A 16,216-nucleotide genomic window follows, 5' to 3' on the forward strand; every position below is an offset into this window, starting at 1 on the left:
GAGGGACCATCATGCCACCCCATACTGCATGAACAGTGATTCAACGTCAGCCTGACTGGGAAATGTGGGGTCGTCGATATCTTTGCCCTCGAAAAAATCAACGATCTGCAGGGCTCTTTTCTTCAGGCCTACACACTCGGCTTCGCGGAGCAGCAATTCCTTCTTTATGCCTTTTTTCTTCAAGAGCAACATCGCATCACCAATGGCACGAGGGCTGGTCGGATCGACCAACATCGCGTGCAACGCGATGTCTACTGCATCCAACTTTTTAGCTCCATTTTTAGCTCCATATGTAAAATAGTAGTATTCTTTCGGCGTGAAGAAATCGATCCCATACGCTGCCATAGCCGAGATGCCTGTCACCATCACTCCAGAGGGATCGTTGAGCTCTGTCGCAGAGAAGAGGAAATGCAGGCCATCATCCCAGAGCAATATGCCGTCTTTGGATTTTTGCCGCACCATCATGGAGGCGTAACCTGCCGAGAAATCACTCAACAGGGCATTCATTGACCTAGCCGACGGGGAGAGCAATGTCTCATTTCCATGTTTGTCGACCAGGCCATAATATTGCAGCTGAAGTATCAGCCGACGGACGGAAGATGGCTTGAGCCCAGTCTCCTCTGCTATCTTCTTTTCAGTCTTGCCATGATGAGTGATGGAAAGAAGAATGAGAAATTTTGAACCGACGATGGAATCGATCGGATGTTCATCCTCGATCAGGAACCGCCTCAGCGCAGAAGCATGTAAATCGCCCCCAGGTTTGAACCTTCGGGGCTTGCCTGCCGTGATGTTAACGATGCCCTTGTCCGCCAACTCACCCAGGAGATTATAGACGGGCTTCAATGACAGGCCGGTCGATTTGCTGATCTTCTTTACAGTATCGTCACCTTGGCAGATTGAACGAAAGACTCGCAGCTCATTGCTGGTGAACGAACGCATCGAGATGTAATCGACAAAACCATATAAAGAATTGTCGATTTCATCTCATTAACCTTCTCCAAAAGAAACCGATAATAATATCTCCGTCCAACCGGTGTGGTCGAGGCTGAGAATGAACCCCTCCGAGATCGTGGAGACGCTGGCGAAGCTGGGCGTGACGCCCACCAAGGGCAAGGGGCAGAACTTCCTCACCGATGACCGCGTGGCCGACCGGCAGGTGGAGTTCGCCGGGATCGGCAAGGACGACATCGTCCTGGAGGTCGGCCCGGGATTGGGGGTCCTGACACATCGCCTCGCCTCCAAGGCGAAAAAGGTCGTGGCCATAGAGGCCGACCGCAAGCTGGCCGAGTACCTCAGAGGCACGCTTCCGGAGAACGTCGAGCTGGTGGAGGCCGATGCGCTGGAGGTCGACTTCCCTCCGTTCGACCAGATGGTCTCCAACCTCCCCTACTCCATCTCCTCGCCGATCATCTTCAAGCTCCTCGACTACAGGTTCGACAAAGCCGTGGTAATGCTCCAGAAGGAGTTCGCCGACCGCATGGTGGCCAGGCCGGGTACCGACGACTATTCCCGCCTCACCGTGAACGTGTTCTACCGGGCGGACTGCCGCATCCTCGAGCGCGTGCCCGCGTCCCGCTTCTGGCCAGCTCCTAAGGTCGACTCCGCGGTGGTCGAGATCGTGCCGCGTCCGGCCCCGTTCGCGGTGAAGAGCGAGAAGCTGTTCCTCAGCCTGGTGGACTCGCTGTTCCAGCACCGGCGCAAAAAGATAGGCACCATCCTCAAGATGATCGGGATGGTCGATGCGGAGCAGAAGGCCTCGCTCCCTTACGTCGACCTGAGAGTGGAGGCCCTGGCCCCGCAGCAGATCGGAGAGCTGGCCGACGCCGTGCACGATGTGCGGAAAAAGTGACCCGGCCGGTACGGGGCAGACCACAGGAGAGGCCAATGCCTGTACTGACAATATTGTCCCGCATGTTCCGTACCGGTTGTAATTAGGCCAGCTCTAAGAACCTGCACCCGGATTATGTGACGGATGGGAGAAATGGCGGGTTCACTATGCCGGGAATGTATAGGTCTGCGGGGACGATGCGGGAAAGGCCGCGGGCTCCCCGATTCGCCCGGGAGCGGATAAGAGTTCCGCCCCTGGAGGAGCGGTTCTTCGATCTGCACCTACCTCTGGACAGCGACTTCCTTGAGGATATGGAAACGGGCGCGCTGTTCGACCCGCCCAGTATCAGCGGCAGGACCATGCCGGTCCCCCTGGACGTGAACCGGAAGCTCATCGAGGAAGCGGTAGAGCTGGCCCGGCAGAGGGGACTTCCCCCCGACCTCATCCCCCGCTTCAGGATCATCCGTGGTACGGTGCACGCGTTCGGCAGTAACGGCCACGTGCTGAGACTGGACCATTCCCTGTTCTGGGAGGTCGAGACCGGCTACGCCGCACTGCTCGACGAGCTTCTGGAGCTGCCCCCGGGGGCTCCTTGCTCCATGCAGGCCCGAGGCAAGGTGGCGGGCCAATGAGAAGGAGGCTCCTTACAGAACATATTCTTTCGTACCGATATGTTCTGGACTATCTCTATATTTTGTCCTTAGGGCAGGTTCAAGACCATCCGAACATGTGGTCCTACGACGGAAGGCCAGGAGCGATCACATGACAAGCGGCTACGCGGACGTGAAGGCAGCTGGATGCGGGGAAGTATTTCCGGAGGGGACGAGCGCGCGGAGCGGGAGCTGGGACGGCAGGAGCCCTGACCCCAGCCTGGGGATGTTCCGCAGGGCGTTCAGCTACGCCGTGGACAAGGGCCTCAGCCCCGAGTTCATGCCCGAGCTAAGGAGCGAGAACGGGATCCTCCACGCCTACCGGCGGGACGGGTCCAAGCTGAGGCTCGAGCACAGCCCGGAATGGGAGGACCGGAGCGGGTACGCGTCCCTGGTGGAGGAGCTGAGAACGCTGCAGGAGGTCTCCCGCGGCCCCTGGAAGCGCGTGGCCTGCCCGATAGGATGAGGCCCGCGCCTCCAGTTCCCCATTCATAATGCGGGCGCTCGTACGGCACAGGCAAGCGATAATATTTCTATTCTCCAGCCATACCATCGGCGAGAACATGCAGATCGGTATAGTTGGAAAGCCCAATGTGGGCAAGTCCACATTCTTCAGCGCCGCCACCATGGCCAGCGCCGAGATCGCCGCCTACCCCTTCACCACCATCAAGGCGAACAAGGGCGTCGCGTTCGTCCGCGGCAAGTGCCCGCATGTCGACTTCGATACCCAGTGCGTGCCCCGCAACGCGGGGTGCGAGAACGGCACCAGGCTGGTGCCGGTCGAACTGCTGGACGTGGCGGGGCTGGTCCCCGACGCCTGGCAGGGGCGCGGCCTGGGCAATCAGTTCCTGGACGATCTACGGCAGGCCAGCGTGCTCATCCACGTGGTCGACGCTTCAGGAGCGACGGACCTCGAGGGCAACTCCGTGCCTCCCGGCTCGCACGACCCGGTGGAGGACGTCAAGTTCCTGGAACGGGAGATAGCGTTCTGGATCAGAGGCATCCTGGACAAGGGCTGGGAGAAGGCGGCGAGGCAGGCGCACCTAACCAACCAGTCCATGGAGCCGGTCATCCACGATCGATTGACGGGACTGGGCGTCACCGAGGCCCAGATCAGCGCGGCCCTGCGGGACGTCCACCCGCCGGAGAACCCCATGAATTGGGACCCTGAGGTCATGCTCAACATCTCCCACGCCATCCGCAAGTACTCCAAGCCCCTGATCATCGCCATGAACAAGGCCGACGCGGCCGACGACGCCACGCTGAAGCGCCTCGCGGAGGCCGCGGACGGCATGGCCGTGCCCACCTGCGCGGAGACCGAGCTTGCTCTCAAGAAAGCGGCCAAGGCCAAGCTGGTCAGCTACCTTCCGGGCGATGACAGTTTCAAGATAGCGGACCCGTCCAAGCTCAACGCCGGCCAGAAGAACGCCCTGGGCATGATGGAGGCCCACGTGAAGCGGTTCCGCGGCACCGGGGTGCAGCAATGCCTGGAGAAGGCGGCGTTCGACCTCCTCGACCTCATCATCGTGTACCCGGTGGAGGACGAGGCCAAGCTCACCGACCACGACGGGCGGGTGCTGCCGGACGCCTTCCTGGTGCCGAAAGGGACCACGGCAAAAGAGCTGGCGTACAAGGTCCACACCGACCTGGGAGAAAACTTTATCCGGGCGATCAACGTGAGAACGCACAGGACGGTCGGCAACGATTATGTTCTGCAAAGCGATGACGTGATCACGATCGTCTCCAGGAAGTGATGCTTTGGGCCAATGGGACGTCCGCCTTCTATCGGCCACCTATCGCAGGGTGGATAACGACCAGCTCACCATAGAGCTGTACGGCACGCTGGACGACGGACGCTCCATTACCGCTCGGTACACCGGCTTCGAGCCGTACTTCGATGTCGTGGAGCCATCCCCCACGACCATCGAGCAGCTGCGCAAGGACCCCGATGTCCGCAGGGTCGAGGAGAGGAAGGTGTTCTACAAGGGAAAACTGCGGCCTTCCGCGAGAGTGGTGGTGCGATTCCCCTGGCTTGTGCCCGATTTTCGCTCCCGGCTGAGGCGGGACTACGACGTCCTGGCCGCCGATATCCCGTTCCACCACCGGTTCATCTACGACTTCGACCTGGGCGCCTGCGTCCGGATATACGGCCAGGAGGCGGTGGGGGAGTACCTCACCGACCTGGTAGTGGATATCGACCCTGTCGATGGAAAGAACGCCCCGAGGTTCGACACCTTGCCGCCGTTCAACCCCGACCTCAAGGTGATGTCGTTCGACATCGAGAACTCCATCAAGGACGGCAACGTGCTCACGATATGCTACGCCATCCGCGAGGGCGGGGAGCTCCGGTTGGGAGAACCGATCACTGGTGAGGAGAAGGACATCATAGACGCGTTCACCAAGGTCATCCAGGACGAGGACCCCGACGTCATCACCGGGTACAACATCGACAATTACGACATACCGACGCTGTTCGAGAGGGGCAAGGTGTCCAGGGCCGGGAAGCTGGCGTGGGGGCGGGACCTCAGCGAGCCTCGAAAGGTAGGGATGCGGGGGTGGCGCTGCAACGGCCGTTTGGTAGTAGATGCGTGGTGGGCCGCCAAGATCGCGCTGCGCCCAAAGCAGGAAACGCTCAACCACGTGGCCAAGCTGTGCCTGGGCGAGGAGAAGCTGGACGTGGAGCCGTCCAAGATGGACGACGAATGGAGGGACGACCGCGCCAAGGTGATGAGGTACTGCCAGAAGGACGCCGAGCTCGCCCTCCGCATCCTGGAGTACGTGGGCACGCTGCGCAAGACCATGGACCTGGCAGCGGTGTCCAAGCTGCCCATGGAAGACGTCCAGACCTCCGGGAACTCGTCCCTCATCGACTCCATCCTGATCAGGGAGGCCGACCGCGTTCCGGAGCCGTTCGGCCCGGTGGGCGTGCCACTAACCGGCAACTTCGATGACGACGAGGAGGCCATCGAGGGCGGGTATGTTCACACCATCGAGCCGGGGCTGTACCACTGGGTCATCGTGCTGGACTTCAAGTCGATGTACCCCTCGCTCATCATCAACAAGAACATCTGCTTCACCACGCTGAGCGACGTCGGAACGATAGAGGCGCCCAACGGGGCGCGCTTCCTCTCCAGGGAGCAGAAGGAGGGGCTGCTGCCCAAGATCCTCCGGGAGCTGATGAAGCAGAGGGACGACATCAAGAAGATGATGAGGGAAACGAAGGACCCCGACGAGTACCGCTACTACGACGGTCTCCAGAACGCCGTCAAGGTCCTCATGAACGCCGTGTACGGCGTGTTCGCCTCCTCGTTCTACCGCTTCACGGACCGCAACATCGGGAGCGCCATCACCGCGTTCGCCAGGGAGACCGTCAAGACCCTCATCGCCAGGCTAGGTGAAGAGGGCCACAAGGTCATTTATTCAGACACCGATTCTATTTTTGTAGAGTCACCTCATAAGAATCTGGAAGACACCGTGAAGTTCGGGCAGGAGATCGCCGACCGGTTCTCCCGAGAGGTCTCCCAGATGGAGTTCCAGAAGGTACTGGAACCGCTGTTCTCCCACGGCAAGAAGAAGCGCTATGTAGGCCGCTCAGTGTGGCCGGACCAGGAGCTGCTGATCCGCGGCTACGAGACCAGGAGGAGCGATGCCTTCGACCTCCAGAGCGAGGTGCTGATGACGGTGTTCGAGAAGATCCTTGATGGCAAGCCGGAGGAGGCGGTGAAGGTGGCCCGCGACGCCGTGCAGAAGGCCATGGACTGCAAGGCCCCCATCGAGGAGCTGGTCATATCGCGTACCTGCAAGTCCTTCAACTCCTACAAGGACCCCGATTCCCAGGCCAACGTCCAGGCGGCCAGGAAGATGATGCATCTCGGCTATGACTTCATCCCGGGGATGAAGGTCTCCTGGATCGTGACCGATTCCCGAAAGACCCCGCAGGAGGTGGAGCCGTACATCAGCGGGCGCACGTTCGAGCACAAGCCGGACTGCAAGTACTACGCCGAGAGGATCGCCCAGACCGCCGCCAGGGCTACTGAGGTGTTCGGCTGGGGCGAGAAGGACCTCATGACCGGCTCGCAGCAGGTGACCCTTTTCGACAGCGCCTTCTCCTCCGGGCCGGAGCCGCCGAGGAAGAAGAAGGAAGGGTCGGCCAAGAAGACCAGCAAGAGCCTCGACCTGCGAGATTTTATGTGATGCCCGGGGGGCTCTGGACTCAACAGTCTCCTTATCAAGTTCAAAACCCTAGACAGATACGTTTAACTTCCCAACATAACGTGCCACGGGTGGGTTTCGGATTTGATCGGGAAGGTAGAGATCATCGGAGAGTGGTCCCAGGACGGTTCCCTTGACCAGACTGGCGAACGGCGGATTTTGAACGTGCAGGAATTGAAGGAAGCGGTCAAAAGGGCCGGCGACGTCGATCTCCAGGTCATCCTTGCCGGCACCGTGGCCATATTGGGCGTTCATTCGGAGGACGGCGAGAGGCTGTTCTCCCTCGAAGTGCATATCCCCCTCCTGAGAGAGGAGGGGGGCGAGTGCGACCTGGCGGTGCTGGAGAGCAGGACCGCCGCGCTGAGGGAGCTGAAGTCGAACGGGTATTACCTGGAAGGGCAGCTCAGCGCCGTCAAATGCTTCAAGGAAGGCGCCTTCGAGGAGCTGGACGCCGAGCTCGATCTCATCGAGACCTCCCTGGCGTCCTCCGAGTAGGTACGCCGCGGCCCGGCCGCCCCGCGCCGGCCCCATGCCCTCTTCACCGCCGACGGCTTCGAGGCTTTATCCATGCCGTCCCCGGCCCGGCGGGCCTCGGCCTGAACGAAAAGTTATATAATATGGATTGATGTGTCGAGCCCTAGTCACGAGAGACCATATCTCGTCGGAGATGTGCCCCCTTACAGGGGTGAATCCTTAAACGCCGCTGCGGCGGCAGGTGACACATATGACAACCAACGAAGTCGAGAAGCCCGCGGTCGATGAAACTGAGGAACAGAAGAAGACCGTCCAGGGCAAGAACATGTACCATTTTATAGCCGAAGCCTGGGACAGGCCTTCTGACAGCTATGTAAAGCAGCTGCAGTGGGAGCGCCTCATTCAGTGGCGCAAGGACGAGAACTTCATGAAGATCGAGCACCCCACCAGGCTCGACAGGGCCCGCAAGCTCGGCTACAAGGCCAAGCAGGGCTTCATCGTCGTTCGCGGCAGGGTCCGCAAGGGCTCCCTGAGAAAGAGGCAGATCCGCAAGGGCAGGAGGGCCAAGCGCCGCGGCATCAACAAAATCACCGCCGGCAAGAGCCTGCAGAGGATCGCCGAGGAGCGCGCATCCAAGAAGTACCCCAACCTGGAGGTCCTTAACTCCTACTGGGTGGGCATGGACGGCCTGCACGAGTGGTACGAGATCATCATGGTAGACCCGCACCACCCCGTGATCAAGGCGGACAAGACCATCAACTGGATCTGCGAGCCCCAGCACAAGAAGAGGGCCTTCCGCGGCCTCACCGCCGCTGGCAAGGCCGGCCGCGGCCTGAAGTGGAAGGGCAAGGGCGCCGAGAAGGTCCGCCCCTCCATCAACGCCCACAAGCATCAGGGCAAGTAAGCCCCAAACGCCTTCCAAAATCCCCTTTCCCTTTTTTACATTTCTCCCACGATCGTACCTGATTCGCTGAACTATGCCAGGGAACGGGCGAGGGGCCCGGGCCTTGGGGGCCAGGTCTGGAGCGCTCACCTCCTGGCCCGCACCAGCACCACTGCCATAACGAGCAATGCCGCTACGACGATGCCGATAATCAGGTACGTCCAGATCGTGTCATCAGGGTCACTGGAGGCGCTCAGGCTCACGGCCCCGAGACTTCTGACCTCGCCGCCTATGGATGACACGCTCATGGTCCGATCATCGAAGCCGGCCGCGGATATCGAGACAGTGTAGTCGCCCGGAGATGCCTGGAAGGAGAAGGAGCCGTTGGGATCGGTCATTGCATGTTGCCCATCGCTGAGAGTGATCGTCGCCCCTTCCACTGGACGGCCCTGCTGGTCAACGAGGGTCCCGCAGATCGTGCCCCGAGGGAAGCGGTCGATCGTGAACGAGACCTCGCGCACCACGGTCCTTCCGGCATTGTCCGACAGCCTGACCTCTACGGTGTGGTCCCCGTCGTCCAGCTCCAGCTGTGCCGGCGAGGCTGCGATGCTCCAGTCCCCTCCGTCCACACGGACCTCGCAGCGATCTATGCCTGCAGGGGAGTGGCCGCTCCAATCGAGCGTGACGCTGCCGGAGCTGAGGATCTGGGCGTCCGAGGGCGAATCGATGGTTAGTGTCGGCGGGGCGGTATCCTGGACCGTGCTCCAGTATATATTGTCCACCCATGCGCAGCCGCCGCCGTTGCCGTTGCGCTCGTACGACCACGTCAGTTCATTGGTGCCGCTTTCTAGAGCAATGCTCTTGCTTTGCCACGCCGTAGAAGTAGCTGAATCGACGATCGCCCCGTTCACTTTGAAGGTCATCTCATCCGTACCTTTATCCCCCGACACCTTCCAGTCAAAATAGATGGCCCCCGGACCGCTGACGATAACAGTCATCTCCGTCATTCCCCCGTCGGAGACGTCCCCGCTCTGAGCAGAGGTACCGCCCTCGGAGGACTCGCCGCTGAAGGGGAACCAGCCAGCGGCGCCGGTGGTCCCTAAGGTCAGGGAGGTGCCGGTAGCCTGATCCAGGGAAGTGGATGGGTAATCATAGAGGAACGCCCTTACCGTGCCCGGAACGTTGGCGCCCGCGTCGGGCGATTGGGGAGAGACCTGGGAAGGCGAACCCGGGACATAGGTCGCTGAATACCTCTCCACGCGGAACGAAGAGATCTGCACATATCCTGTCCCAAGACCGACGCTCAGGAAGAATTCGGCCGGGTCGGTGTTGTACAGGCCCTCAAGGTCCGATATGTCCAGGCACATGAATGGCGAATGGCTTTGGTTGGACGGGACGAACAGCGGAGCTACTTTCCCCAAGGGCGAGGCTTGACCACCTATGCCGATCTCGAACTCGCGGTCGTTGGCCGTGGGGCCGTCAAGATGCCATACTGCCAGAAGGCTCGGGGAATAGTCCTCCCGGTCGACAATATAGGTGAGCATTATGCCGTCCCCGATCTCCTCCAGCGCCTCGTAGGTGAGCCAGTAGTATCCGTTGTCGCCCCACGAGGAACCCCAGGAGTTGACCACCCTGAACGCTCCTACATCGCCATCGTCGGCGATGGAGCTATCGTAGCCGACAAGGGTCTGGGCATGATCTAGGGCCATTGAGGCATCGTACTCCGCCGAGGACAGCACGAGGTCGTCCCCGAAATTTTCGAAATTATCAGCGGCCAGTCCGAAGGTCACGGGAGTCCCGGAAGCCAGAAGGGCCTTTAAGATATCCACGGTGTCCTCGTTAAGGGGGACCATCACGGTCTCATAGGCGCGGTGCAGGGGAGCCTCCCGGGAGGCGGCCTCATCGCCCCAGCTCAGGAGGTCCGTGTCATCATAGGGCATGGCCGAAAGGGTCGGGATCCCCCAATCCGTGATGACGTCCCCGATCTGGCTCATGACCGTACCAGAGTCCGTCCCCCCGTTGACCCGATTATAGGCCCATGCCGGCGAGAGGAGCTGCGATGCGTTCCCGATGGAGGCCTCGGTCCACCCGTTGTCCTTGGCCTCTAGATATCCGTAGCAGTAATAGGCCATAGCCCAGGCCGCACAGGAGCCCTGGTTGCCCTGGTTGCCGACCTGAGGGAAACACGGGTCGGCCGAGAGGTCCACCGAAGCGGGAGCGCTCCCCAGGGTCTCGGCCAGGCCATCCAGTACGATAACGTTCCCGACCATATCTTCCCAGGCCTCCGCGGTCGGCGGGGCCAGGCCGGTGCCGTGCCCGTCTATGATAACATTATAATCTTTATCAGGGTCCCGCTCCCCGACCGCCTGCCTCAGTGATTCCATCAGAGAGATGTCCATTGCGCGTGTGGACGTCCATGTTGCCGGCGTTCTCTCGAGAGCAACGCCTCCGTCGTCCTCCCAAGACTGAGCCGAGCCCATCGCGGGGCCGAGCGGGGATGCCAGGAACAGGAAGGTCAACATCAAAGCAAAAGCGGCGGTCAGGACACGGGGGCGCGGGATCATGCTCATCTCTCCGAGAGGGCCATCGAGGACATGGTTTTCTAACTAATCGAATCAAGTCCAATAATATAGAATGGAACGGATGAAATATGCAGATGCGAACGCCTCTCCCCCGCCGGGGGCGTCCCGCCTGAGCGGAATAGAGCGAAGGCGCTGCCTCCACTCGACGGCCTCCGCAGGCAGGCTTCATCCATCAATAATGCCCTTGATCCGCTCGGCGATCTCTTCCTCGCTCATTCCGATGAGCGGGTAGAAGGCAGGCTGCTCGAAGCGGACCTCCCTAATCTTATCCATGTTCCCGAGGCCGTACCCGAAGACCACCGCGGACGCCTTGCTGTTCCGAAGCACGTCCTCCACGCTGCGGTCGGTGGTCACCTTGAGCTTGGAGGCCCACTTCTCCAGTATCCTTACCGGGCCGTCCCTGTTTGAGGTGACCACGGTCACGCGGCATCCCCTCTTCATCAGCATCCATGCGGCCAGGGCGTCCCTCTCGCTCTCCACTACCGCCACCACCTTGCCCTGGCTTCTCATGGGCAGGCCCCCGGGCCCGGGGATATACTCGCTGAATATGTACGCCTTCTTCCCCCGGACCTCCACATAGAAGGTGATGTCGGGATGGGACAGGTTCACCTTCACCCCGCGGTCCTCGTTGGCCAGGAAGATGGCCGAGCCGACCTCGCGACCCACGTCCATGCTCTTGTAGGGGTGATTGCCTTCCCTTCGGGCCTTGACGGCGAAGGTCTGCCCCTCCTTCAGCACGCCGAGGGAGTATTTCGCCGCGGCCTCCTGCATCTCCGCCATCTCGCTCCCGGAGATGAGCGCCGGGGACACCGAAGCGACGCCGAAGACCCTCCTGAGGACGGTGACGGCCTCGTCGATCCGGTCGGTGGTCACATATATCCGCCCCTGGGCCGAGTCCACCAGGGCCTCCAGCCCGCTGTGGGCCAGGGATGATAGCATGTTGTCGACCAGAACGGTCTCGAAGTACCGCCGTACACTGGGGCTCTTCAGCCCGACCTCGGCGTAGCGAACCAGGATGACGTCCACGCCGGGATGATGCCTGCCTCGGTATTATCTTTTTGCGGTTCCGAGAGTATATCTACCGGCCAGCCGTTCGTCCACCCCATGGACCCCCTGATCGCCCTGGGCATCTTCATCGCCGCCATCGTGGCCGGCCTGGTGGGGGCGCTGTTCGGCATAGGAGGGGGCATAGTCATCATCCCCGTGCTGACCATCGCTTTCGGGCTCGACATCAAGGAGGCCATCGGCGCCAGCCTCATCGGGGTCATCGCCTCGTCCACCGGCGCGGCCTCCCGCTACCTGAGCAGCGGGCTGGTTAATATCCGCCTGGGCATGGTCATGGAGCCCTTCACCGCCGCCGGCTCCATCGTCGGCGCGATCATCGCGGTGTACCTCGATCAGGCGGCCCTGGCGGCGGCCTTCGGCGCCATCCTCGTATACAGCGCGTACTCCATGCTCAGGAAGACTGAGGCCGCCATTCCCGCCCAGGACTGCTGCTATTCCGGCCTCTCGGGCCGCTACGTCGACCAGCGAACCGGGGAGGAGGTCTGCTACGAGGTGCGGCACCTCCGCCGGGGGCTGGGGGCGAGCTTCCTGGCCGGGAACATGGCCGGCCTGCTGGGCCTGGGGGGCGGGCTGGTGAAGGTGCCGGCGATGAACCTGTGGATGGGGGTGCCCCTGAGAGCGGCGACCGCCACCTCCAACTTCATGATCGGGGTGACGGCGCTCGCCGGCGCGGCCGTCTTCTACGCCAACGGCCTCATATCCCCGGTGCTGGCGGCGACGGTGGCCGTGGGGGTCTTCGCCGGCGCCACCCTGGGAACGAGAGTGTCCGGACGCATCGCCGTGGCCTCGCTGCGGAAGTACTTCGCGGCCCTGCTGCTCATCGTCTCCCTGCTCATGTTCCTCCGTGCGGCCGGGATAAGCGTGGGGGTGTGACATGGACGAGCATGCGTACCGGCATACCCGGCTGAACAGGTGGACCCGCCTCGTCCTGGAAGCGGGGATGGTCCTGAGCGTGGCCACCCTGGTCCTCGGGCTCGTCCTTTTCGCCCTGTCCCCGGTGGAGCATCAGGAAGTAGATATGACCTTGGGGGAGATCGCCTCCGGCATCATGGAGGGCAACCCCATCGCCGTGCTGGACCTGGGGATCATATTCCTCATAGCGACGCCCCTGACCAGGGTGGTGGCCGCCCTCATCGTGTTCATCTCGGACCGGGAGCCCCGCTACGTCCTGGTATCGCTGGCGGTGCTCGCGCTCATCGGCCTGGCCGTCCTGACAGGATAGCGGACCATGACGTCCAGATGGAAACATTCTTGAACCGACGACAGATGCTTGAGTGAGTTGCTCAGGGATGGGAAAGCGCAGAGAGAACGATGAGAAGTGGTACTACTCGTTCCTGCCGAACAACATGGCCGGCGGGAGCACCTCTCCCCTAATCCCATTGTTCATCACCGAGGCGCTGTCCGGCAGCATCGCCCAGGTCGGCCTCATCAGCGCGGTGACCTCCGCCGCCTCGGTCCCCTCGAACATCCTGTGGGGCAACCTGTCGGACGCGGCCAAGAAGCGGCGCATGTTCGTCCTCATCGGCTTCGCCGGGATGGCCATGGCCATGCTCATGATGGGGTTCTCCACCTCGGTCCCCCAGTACCTTCTGGCCAACTTCGTGCTGGGGATGCTGTCGACGGCGTCGGTGCCGGTGGGTACGGTCCTCATACTGGAATCGTACAAGAAAGAGGAATGGGCCAAGCGGCTGGCCGACTTCAGCAAGGTCAGCGGGGTGGGCTGGCTCATCGGCCTGGCCCTGGGCACGGTCTGGCTCACATCCTTCACCGAGGGTGATCCCGCCACCCCCATGCGCGCGCTCTTCCTCCTGGCGGCCGGCCTCTCCCTGGTCTCCGTGTTCCTGGCCTACAAGTGGGTCCCCGAGCCGGAGGAGAAGGTGGACCGCCGGACCCTCAGCGGCGCGCTGAGCAAGGTGCCCCTGTTCACCTTCGAGAGGGCGAGGTACCTCCCGCAGCGCATAATGTACGTGCTCAAGATCGGCACCCACAGCCTGCGCCGGGACAACTTCCCGGCCAACCTGCGGAGGTACTACGCGTTCATCTTCGTGATGACCACGGGGTTCCTGTGCTTCTACGTCACTCTGCCCATCTATCTGAAGCAGGAGGCGGGGATGAGCAGCTCGAACGTGTTCCTCATCTATATGGCTTCCTCGCTGGTGTCCGCTCTGGCTTATTCGCGGGCGGGCAGGCTTGTCCCCAAGGTCGGCAGCAAGAGGCTGCAGGCCGCGGCGGTGGCGGGGAGGGGGGTGCTGTTCCCGATGTTCTTCCTGGTGACGATGGTCGGCATGCCGTACGAGCTGCTGCTCCTGACGTTCTGCGTCCTCCACGGCCTGGTGGGGTTCTGCTGGGCCAATATCTCCGTGGCAGGGAATCACATCGTGTCCAACATATGCAAGGAGGAGCGCCGCGCCGAGTCCTCCGGGATGTACAATGCCATGCAGGGGGTCGGCACCATCGCCGGAGCACTGATCGGCGGGTTCGTCGCGCAGTACTTCGGATATATGGTGGTGTTCGTGCTGGCCTCGGCGTTCCTGGCGGTAGGGCTGGGCATGCTGCTGAGGATCGACCTCGGAGATGAGCCGGCGAAGGCGGAGAGCGCTGCGGCGGCCCAGGGATGAGGGTGCGAGCTTTGATGGGGCGTCAATATTAACCGATTGTACCTGCCCTCGATATCATGGATGCTCAGAGACAGGGCGAAACCCCCCGGACCGCTCTCGGACCAGAACGTGGTCGTGGCCATCACCGCACTGATGATGCTGGTCATATTCCTCGCCGAGATCACCACGCCCTGGGAGCTGACGGTCCCCATGCTGTACGCCGTACCTCTGCTCATCAGCCTGTGGTTCCTCAGCCCCCGCCTGCTGTACGCAGTGTGGGGGGCGGCCCTGGTGCTGACGGCCATAGGCATCATCGCCTCCCCGGAGCTGCAAAGCCCTTTCTCGCTGGCGAACAGGGCTATGACCATCGCCCTCATCTGCGCCATCGGGTTCCTGGGCGTCCGCAGGAAGAAACTGGAAATGCGCCTGCGGGACGTGACCGACGAGCTGACGGCCTCCAACGCCACCCTGAGGGGGCTCGAGAAGGACGCCAACTGGGAGAGGGCCCGGGCAGAGTTCTACGTTGACCTGCTCACCCACGACATCAACAACTACAACGCCGCCGCCCTCGGCTACCTGCAGCTGGCCGGGGACGACGCCGGGAAGATGGAGGCGAGCGTGCCCAAGGCCATGGGGGCGCTGGAGGACAGCACCGAGCTTATAGGCACGGTCAAGCAGCTTCACCTGGCGGGGGACAGGGCCAGGAGGGGAGGGGAGGTCGACCTGAACGAACTGCTGCTGGACCTCATCAAGGACATGGAGGCGCCCCCCGGGCGGCCCGTCGAGGTGGAGTACGAGCCGGTCCCGGGGAAGATAGTGAACGCGCCGAGGCTTCTGAGGGACGCGGTCCAGAACATCCTATGGAACGCGGTGGTCCATACCGGCGGGCCCGTCCACATCTGGATCGAGCTCACCACCGTGGCCGGGGAGGGCGAGAGGCACCACCTGATCTCGATAATCGATGATGGGCCGGGGGTCCCCGACGAACTGAAGGAGAAGATATTCCAGAGAAGAACGAGGGGCGGGACCAGCGGCAAGGGCAGCGGGCTGGGCCTGTACCTCGTCAAGGTGATCGCCGAGGAGCTGGGCGGCAGGGTCTGGGTGGAGGACCGCGTGCCGGGGGACCATTCCCAGGGAGCGAGATTTCAGATACTGATCCCCGCCGCCGCGGGCCAGTCCCGATGACGGAGCGGGATGGTGTCCGCGGGCATCGCTATATTATTCGATGACGTACATTCCAGAGCAGCATCGTGCGGCGGCATCCCGCTCGCCGGCGATGCGCGTCGATATGGGGGGATGTAGATGGGGAGCGAACGTAGCCAGAACGTGATATTGAACGAGAAGATAAGGCCGGTGCCGGCGCTGTTGCGGTACAACCTGCTCAGCGTGGTCCTGCTGGCGGTGGTGCCGGTAGCGATACTCGTGGCCGCTGTTCTCTACGGCTCGGCCGAGGGCGCCCTCATCGCGCTGGCCATCAACATCGTGATCCTGGTGCCATCGACAGTCTGGGCGGTGCTGTCCCACCGCTACCTGTGGTACCGCTTCACCGAGACGGAGATGGAGTGGGGGCGGGGGATCATGTTCCGGGCCACCGGCATAGTGCCGTACAGCAAGATCACGCACATCAAGATCGTCCAGGGTCCGGTCATGAGGCTGTTCGGGCTGAGCGCGCTCAAGATCCAGACCGCCGGCTCCAGCGGGGCACAGGGCACCGACCCGGAGATCAGGATCGAGGGGCTGGAGAACTACTATGATTACCGCACCTTCGTCCTGGACCACATCCCCGCGTCCGGCGAGGGGCGCGCCGAGAAAGCGGCCCTGCCAGCATCGGAAAGGGCCCTGGAGGAGCTGGTCAAGATCAGGGAGCTCCTGGAAGCGGGCGCGGGGCCGAGACAGAAGTGACGTGTTGGCCTCTCTTCTTGAGG

15 protein-coding genes are annotated in these 16,216 nt (G+C 62.1%); 12 read left to right on the plus strand and 3 right to left on the minus strand.

Annotated elements, in window-relative coordinates:
* Positions 1-9 precede the first annotated feature (9 nt).
* Positions 10-939: a helix-turn-helix domain-containing protein gene (locus WYS_RS09610; RefSeq protein WP_019177957.1), complete on the minus strand. Its 930-nt coding sequence runs from the start codon at positions 937-939 to the stop codon at positions 10-12.
* Positions 940-1,051: 112 nt separating this feature from the next.
* On the opposite strand from WYS_RS09610, the gene rsmA reads away from it, so the two are divergent.
* From rsmA to WYS_RS09645, 7 genes are all read left to right on the plus strand, one after another.
* On the plus strand, positions 1,052-1,849 hold the full coding sequence (gene rsmA / locus WYS_RS09615; RefSeq protein ID WP_019177958.1) for a 16S rRNA (adenine(1518)-N(6)/adenine(1519)-N(6))-dimethyltransferase RsmA: 798 nt from the start codon (positions 1,052-1,054) through the stop codon (positions 1,847-1,849).
* Positions 1,850-1,995: 146 nt separating this feature from the next.
* Entirely contained in the window at positions 1,996-2,460 is a 465-nt protein-coding gene (locus tag WYS_RS09620; RefSeq protein WP_147654320.1) for a hypothetical protein, read from the plus strand.
* A gap of 130 nt (positions 2,461-2,590) precedes the next feature.
* The gene (locus WYS_RS09625) at positions 2,591-2,944 is read left to right on the plus strand and encodes a hypothetical protein (protein WP_019177960.1); all 354 of its coding nucleotides are present in this window, start codon (positions 2,591-2,593) and stop codon (positions 2,942-2,944) included.
* Positions 2,945-3,041: 97 nt separating this feature from the next.
* On the plus strand, positions 3,042-4,232 hold the full coding sequence (locus WYS_RS09630; RefSeq protein ID WP_019177961.1) for a redox-regulated ATPase YchF: 1,191 nt from the start codon (positions 3,042-3,044) through the stop codon (positions 4,230-4,232).
* Between the two features lie 4 nt (positions 4,233-4,236).
* Positions 4,237-6,672 carry a DNA-directed DNA polymerase gene (locus WYS_RS09635; RefSeq protein WP_019177962.1) on the plus strand — a complete coding sequence of 812 codons (2,436 nt, stop codon included), beginning with the start codon at positions 4,237-4,239 and terminating at the stop codon, positions 6,670-6,672.
* A 102-nt stretch (positions 6,673-6,774) separates the two neighbouring features.
* Entirely contained in the window at positions 6,775-7,185 is a 411-nt protein-coding gene (locus WYS_RS09640) for a hypothetical protein (RefSeq protein ID WP_019177963.1), read from the plus strand.
* A gap of 304 nt (positions 7,186-7,489) precedes the next feature.
* Positions 7,490-8,068 (plus strand): 50S ribosomal protein L15e, encoded by a 579-nt coding sequence (locus tag WYS_RS09645; protein ID WP_026068994.1) that lies wholly within the window; start codon positions 7,490-7,492, stop codon positions 8,066-8,068.
* A gap of 125 nt (positions 8,069-8,193) precedes the next feature.
* Here the strand turns inward: WYS_RS09645 and WYS_RS09650 are convergent, their stop codons facing one another.
* The gene (locus WYS_RS09650; RefSeq protein ID WP_019177965.1) at positions 8,194-10,446 is read right to left on the minus strand and encodes a C1 family peptidase; all 2,253 of its coding nucleotides are present in this window, start codon (positions 10,444-10,446) and stop codon (positions 8,194-8,196) included.
* A 348-nt stretch (positions 10,447-10,794) separates the two neighbouring features.
* Positions 10,795-11,655, minus strand: coding sequence for a THUMP domain-containing protein (locus tag WYS_RS14955; protein ID WP_019177966.1), 861 nt, complete (start codon positions 11,653-11,655; stop codon positions 10,795-10,797).
* Between the two features lie 78 nt (positions 11,656-11,733).
* On the opposite strand from WYS_RS14955, the gene WYS_RS09660 reads away from it, so the two are divergent.
* The 5 genes from WYS_RS09660 to WYS_RS14965 all read left to right on the plus strand — a co-directional run bounded on the left by WYS_RS09660 (position 11,734) and on the right by WYS_RS14965 (position 16,193).
* Complete coding sequence (locus tag WYS_RS09660) at positions 11,734-12,567, plus strand: sulfite exporter TauE/SafE family protein (RefSeq protein ID WP_019177967.1); 834 nt, start codon at positions 11,734-11,736, stop codon at positions 12,565-12,567.
* A gap of 1 nt (position 12,568) precedes the next feature.
* Complete coding sequence (locus WYS_RS09665; RefSeq protein ID WP_019177968.1) at positions 12,569-12,916, plus strand: DUF1634 domain-containing protein; 348 nt, start codon at positions 12,569-12,571, stop codon at positions 12,914-12,916.
* Positions 12,917-12,983: 67 nt separating this feature from the next.
* Complete coding sequence (locus tag WYS_RS09670) at positions 12,984-14,312, plus strand: MFS transporter (protein WP_019177969.1); 1,329 nt, start codon at positions 12,984-12,986, stop codon at positions 14,310-14,312.
* A 60-nt stretch (positions 14,313-14,372) separates the two neighbouring features.
* The gene (locus tag WYS_RS14960; RefSeq protein WP_049796324.1) at positions 14,373-15,476 is read left to right on the plus strand and encodes a sensor histidine kinase; all 1,104 of its coding nucleotides are present in this window, start codon (positions 14,373-14,375) and stop codon (positions 15,474-15,476) included.
* Between the two features lie 117 nt (positions 15,477-15,593).
* Positions 15,594-16,193, plus strand: coding sequence for a PH domain-containing protein (locus WYS_RS14965; protein WP_081579941.1), 600 nt, complete (start codon positions 15,594-15,596; stop codon positions 16,191-16,193).
* The last annotated feature ends 23 nt before the right edge of the window (positions 16,194-16,216 follow it).

This window comes from Methanomassiliicoccus luminyensis B10, assembly GCF_000308215.1.
In the GTDB taxonomy this organism is placed as follows: Archaea; Thermoplasmatota; Thermoplasmata; order Methanomassiliicoccales; family Methanomassiliicoccaceae; genus Methanomassiliicoccus; species Methanomassiliicoccus luminyensis.

What these genes read in the sequence shown, in the direction of transcription:
- WYS_RS09645 (WP_026068994.1), top strand. Translation starts at nt 7,490, where the DNA reads ATGTACCATTTTATAGCCGAAGCCTGGGACAGGCCTTCTGACAGCTAT.
- WYS_RS09625 (WP_019177960.1), top strand. Translation starts at nt 2,591, where the DNA reads ATGACAAGCGGCTACGCGGACGTGAAGGCAGCTGGATGCGGGGAAGTA.
- WYS_RS09630 (WP_019177961.1), top strand. Translation starts at nt 3,042, where the DNA reads ATGCAGATCGGTATAGTTGGAAAGCCCAATGTGGGCAAGTCCACATTC.
- WYS_RS09650 (WP_019177965.1), bottom strand. Translation starts at nt 10,446, where the DNA reads ATGGACATCTCTCTGATGGAATCACTGAGGCAGGCGGTCGGGGAGCGG.
- WYS_RS14965 (WP_081579941.1), top strand. Translation starts at nt 15,594, where the DNA reads ATGGGGAGCGAACGTAGCCAGAACGTGATATTGAACGAGAAGATAAGG.
- WYS_RS14960 (WP_049796324.1), top strand. Translation starts at nt 14,373, where the DNA reads ATGCTCAGAGACAGGGCGAAACCCCCCGGACCGCTCTCGGACCAGAAC.
- WYS_RS09610 (WP_019177957.1), bottom strand. Translation starts at nt 939, where the DNA reads ATGCGTTCGTTCACCAGCAATGAGCTGCGAGTCTTTCGTTCAATCTGC.
- rsmA (WP_019177958.1), top strand. Translation starts at nt 1,052, where the DNA reads ATGAACCCCTCCGAGATCGTGGAGACGCTGGCGAAGCTGGGCGTGACG.
- WYS_RS09660 (WP_019177967.1), top strand. Translation starts at nt 11,734, where the DNA reads ATGGACCCCCTGATCGCCCTGGGCATCTTCATCGCCGCCATCGTGGCC.
- WYS_RS09665 (WP_019177968.1), top strand. Translation starts at nt 12,569, where the DNA reads ATGGACGAGCATGCGTACCGGCATACCCGGCTGAACAGGTGGACCCGC.
- WYS_RS09670 (WP_019177969.1), top strand. Translation starts at nt 12,984, where the DNA reads ATGGGAAAGCGCAGAGAGAACGATGAGAAGTGGTACTACTCGTTCCTG.
- WYS_RS09620 (WP_147654320.1), top strand. Translation starts at nt 1,996, where the DNA reads ATGCCGGGAATGTATAGGTCTGCGGGGACGATGCGGGAAAGGCCGCGG.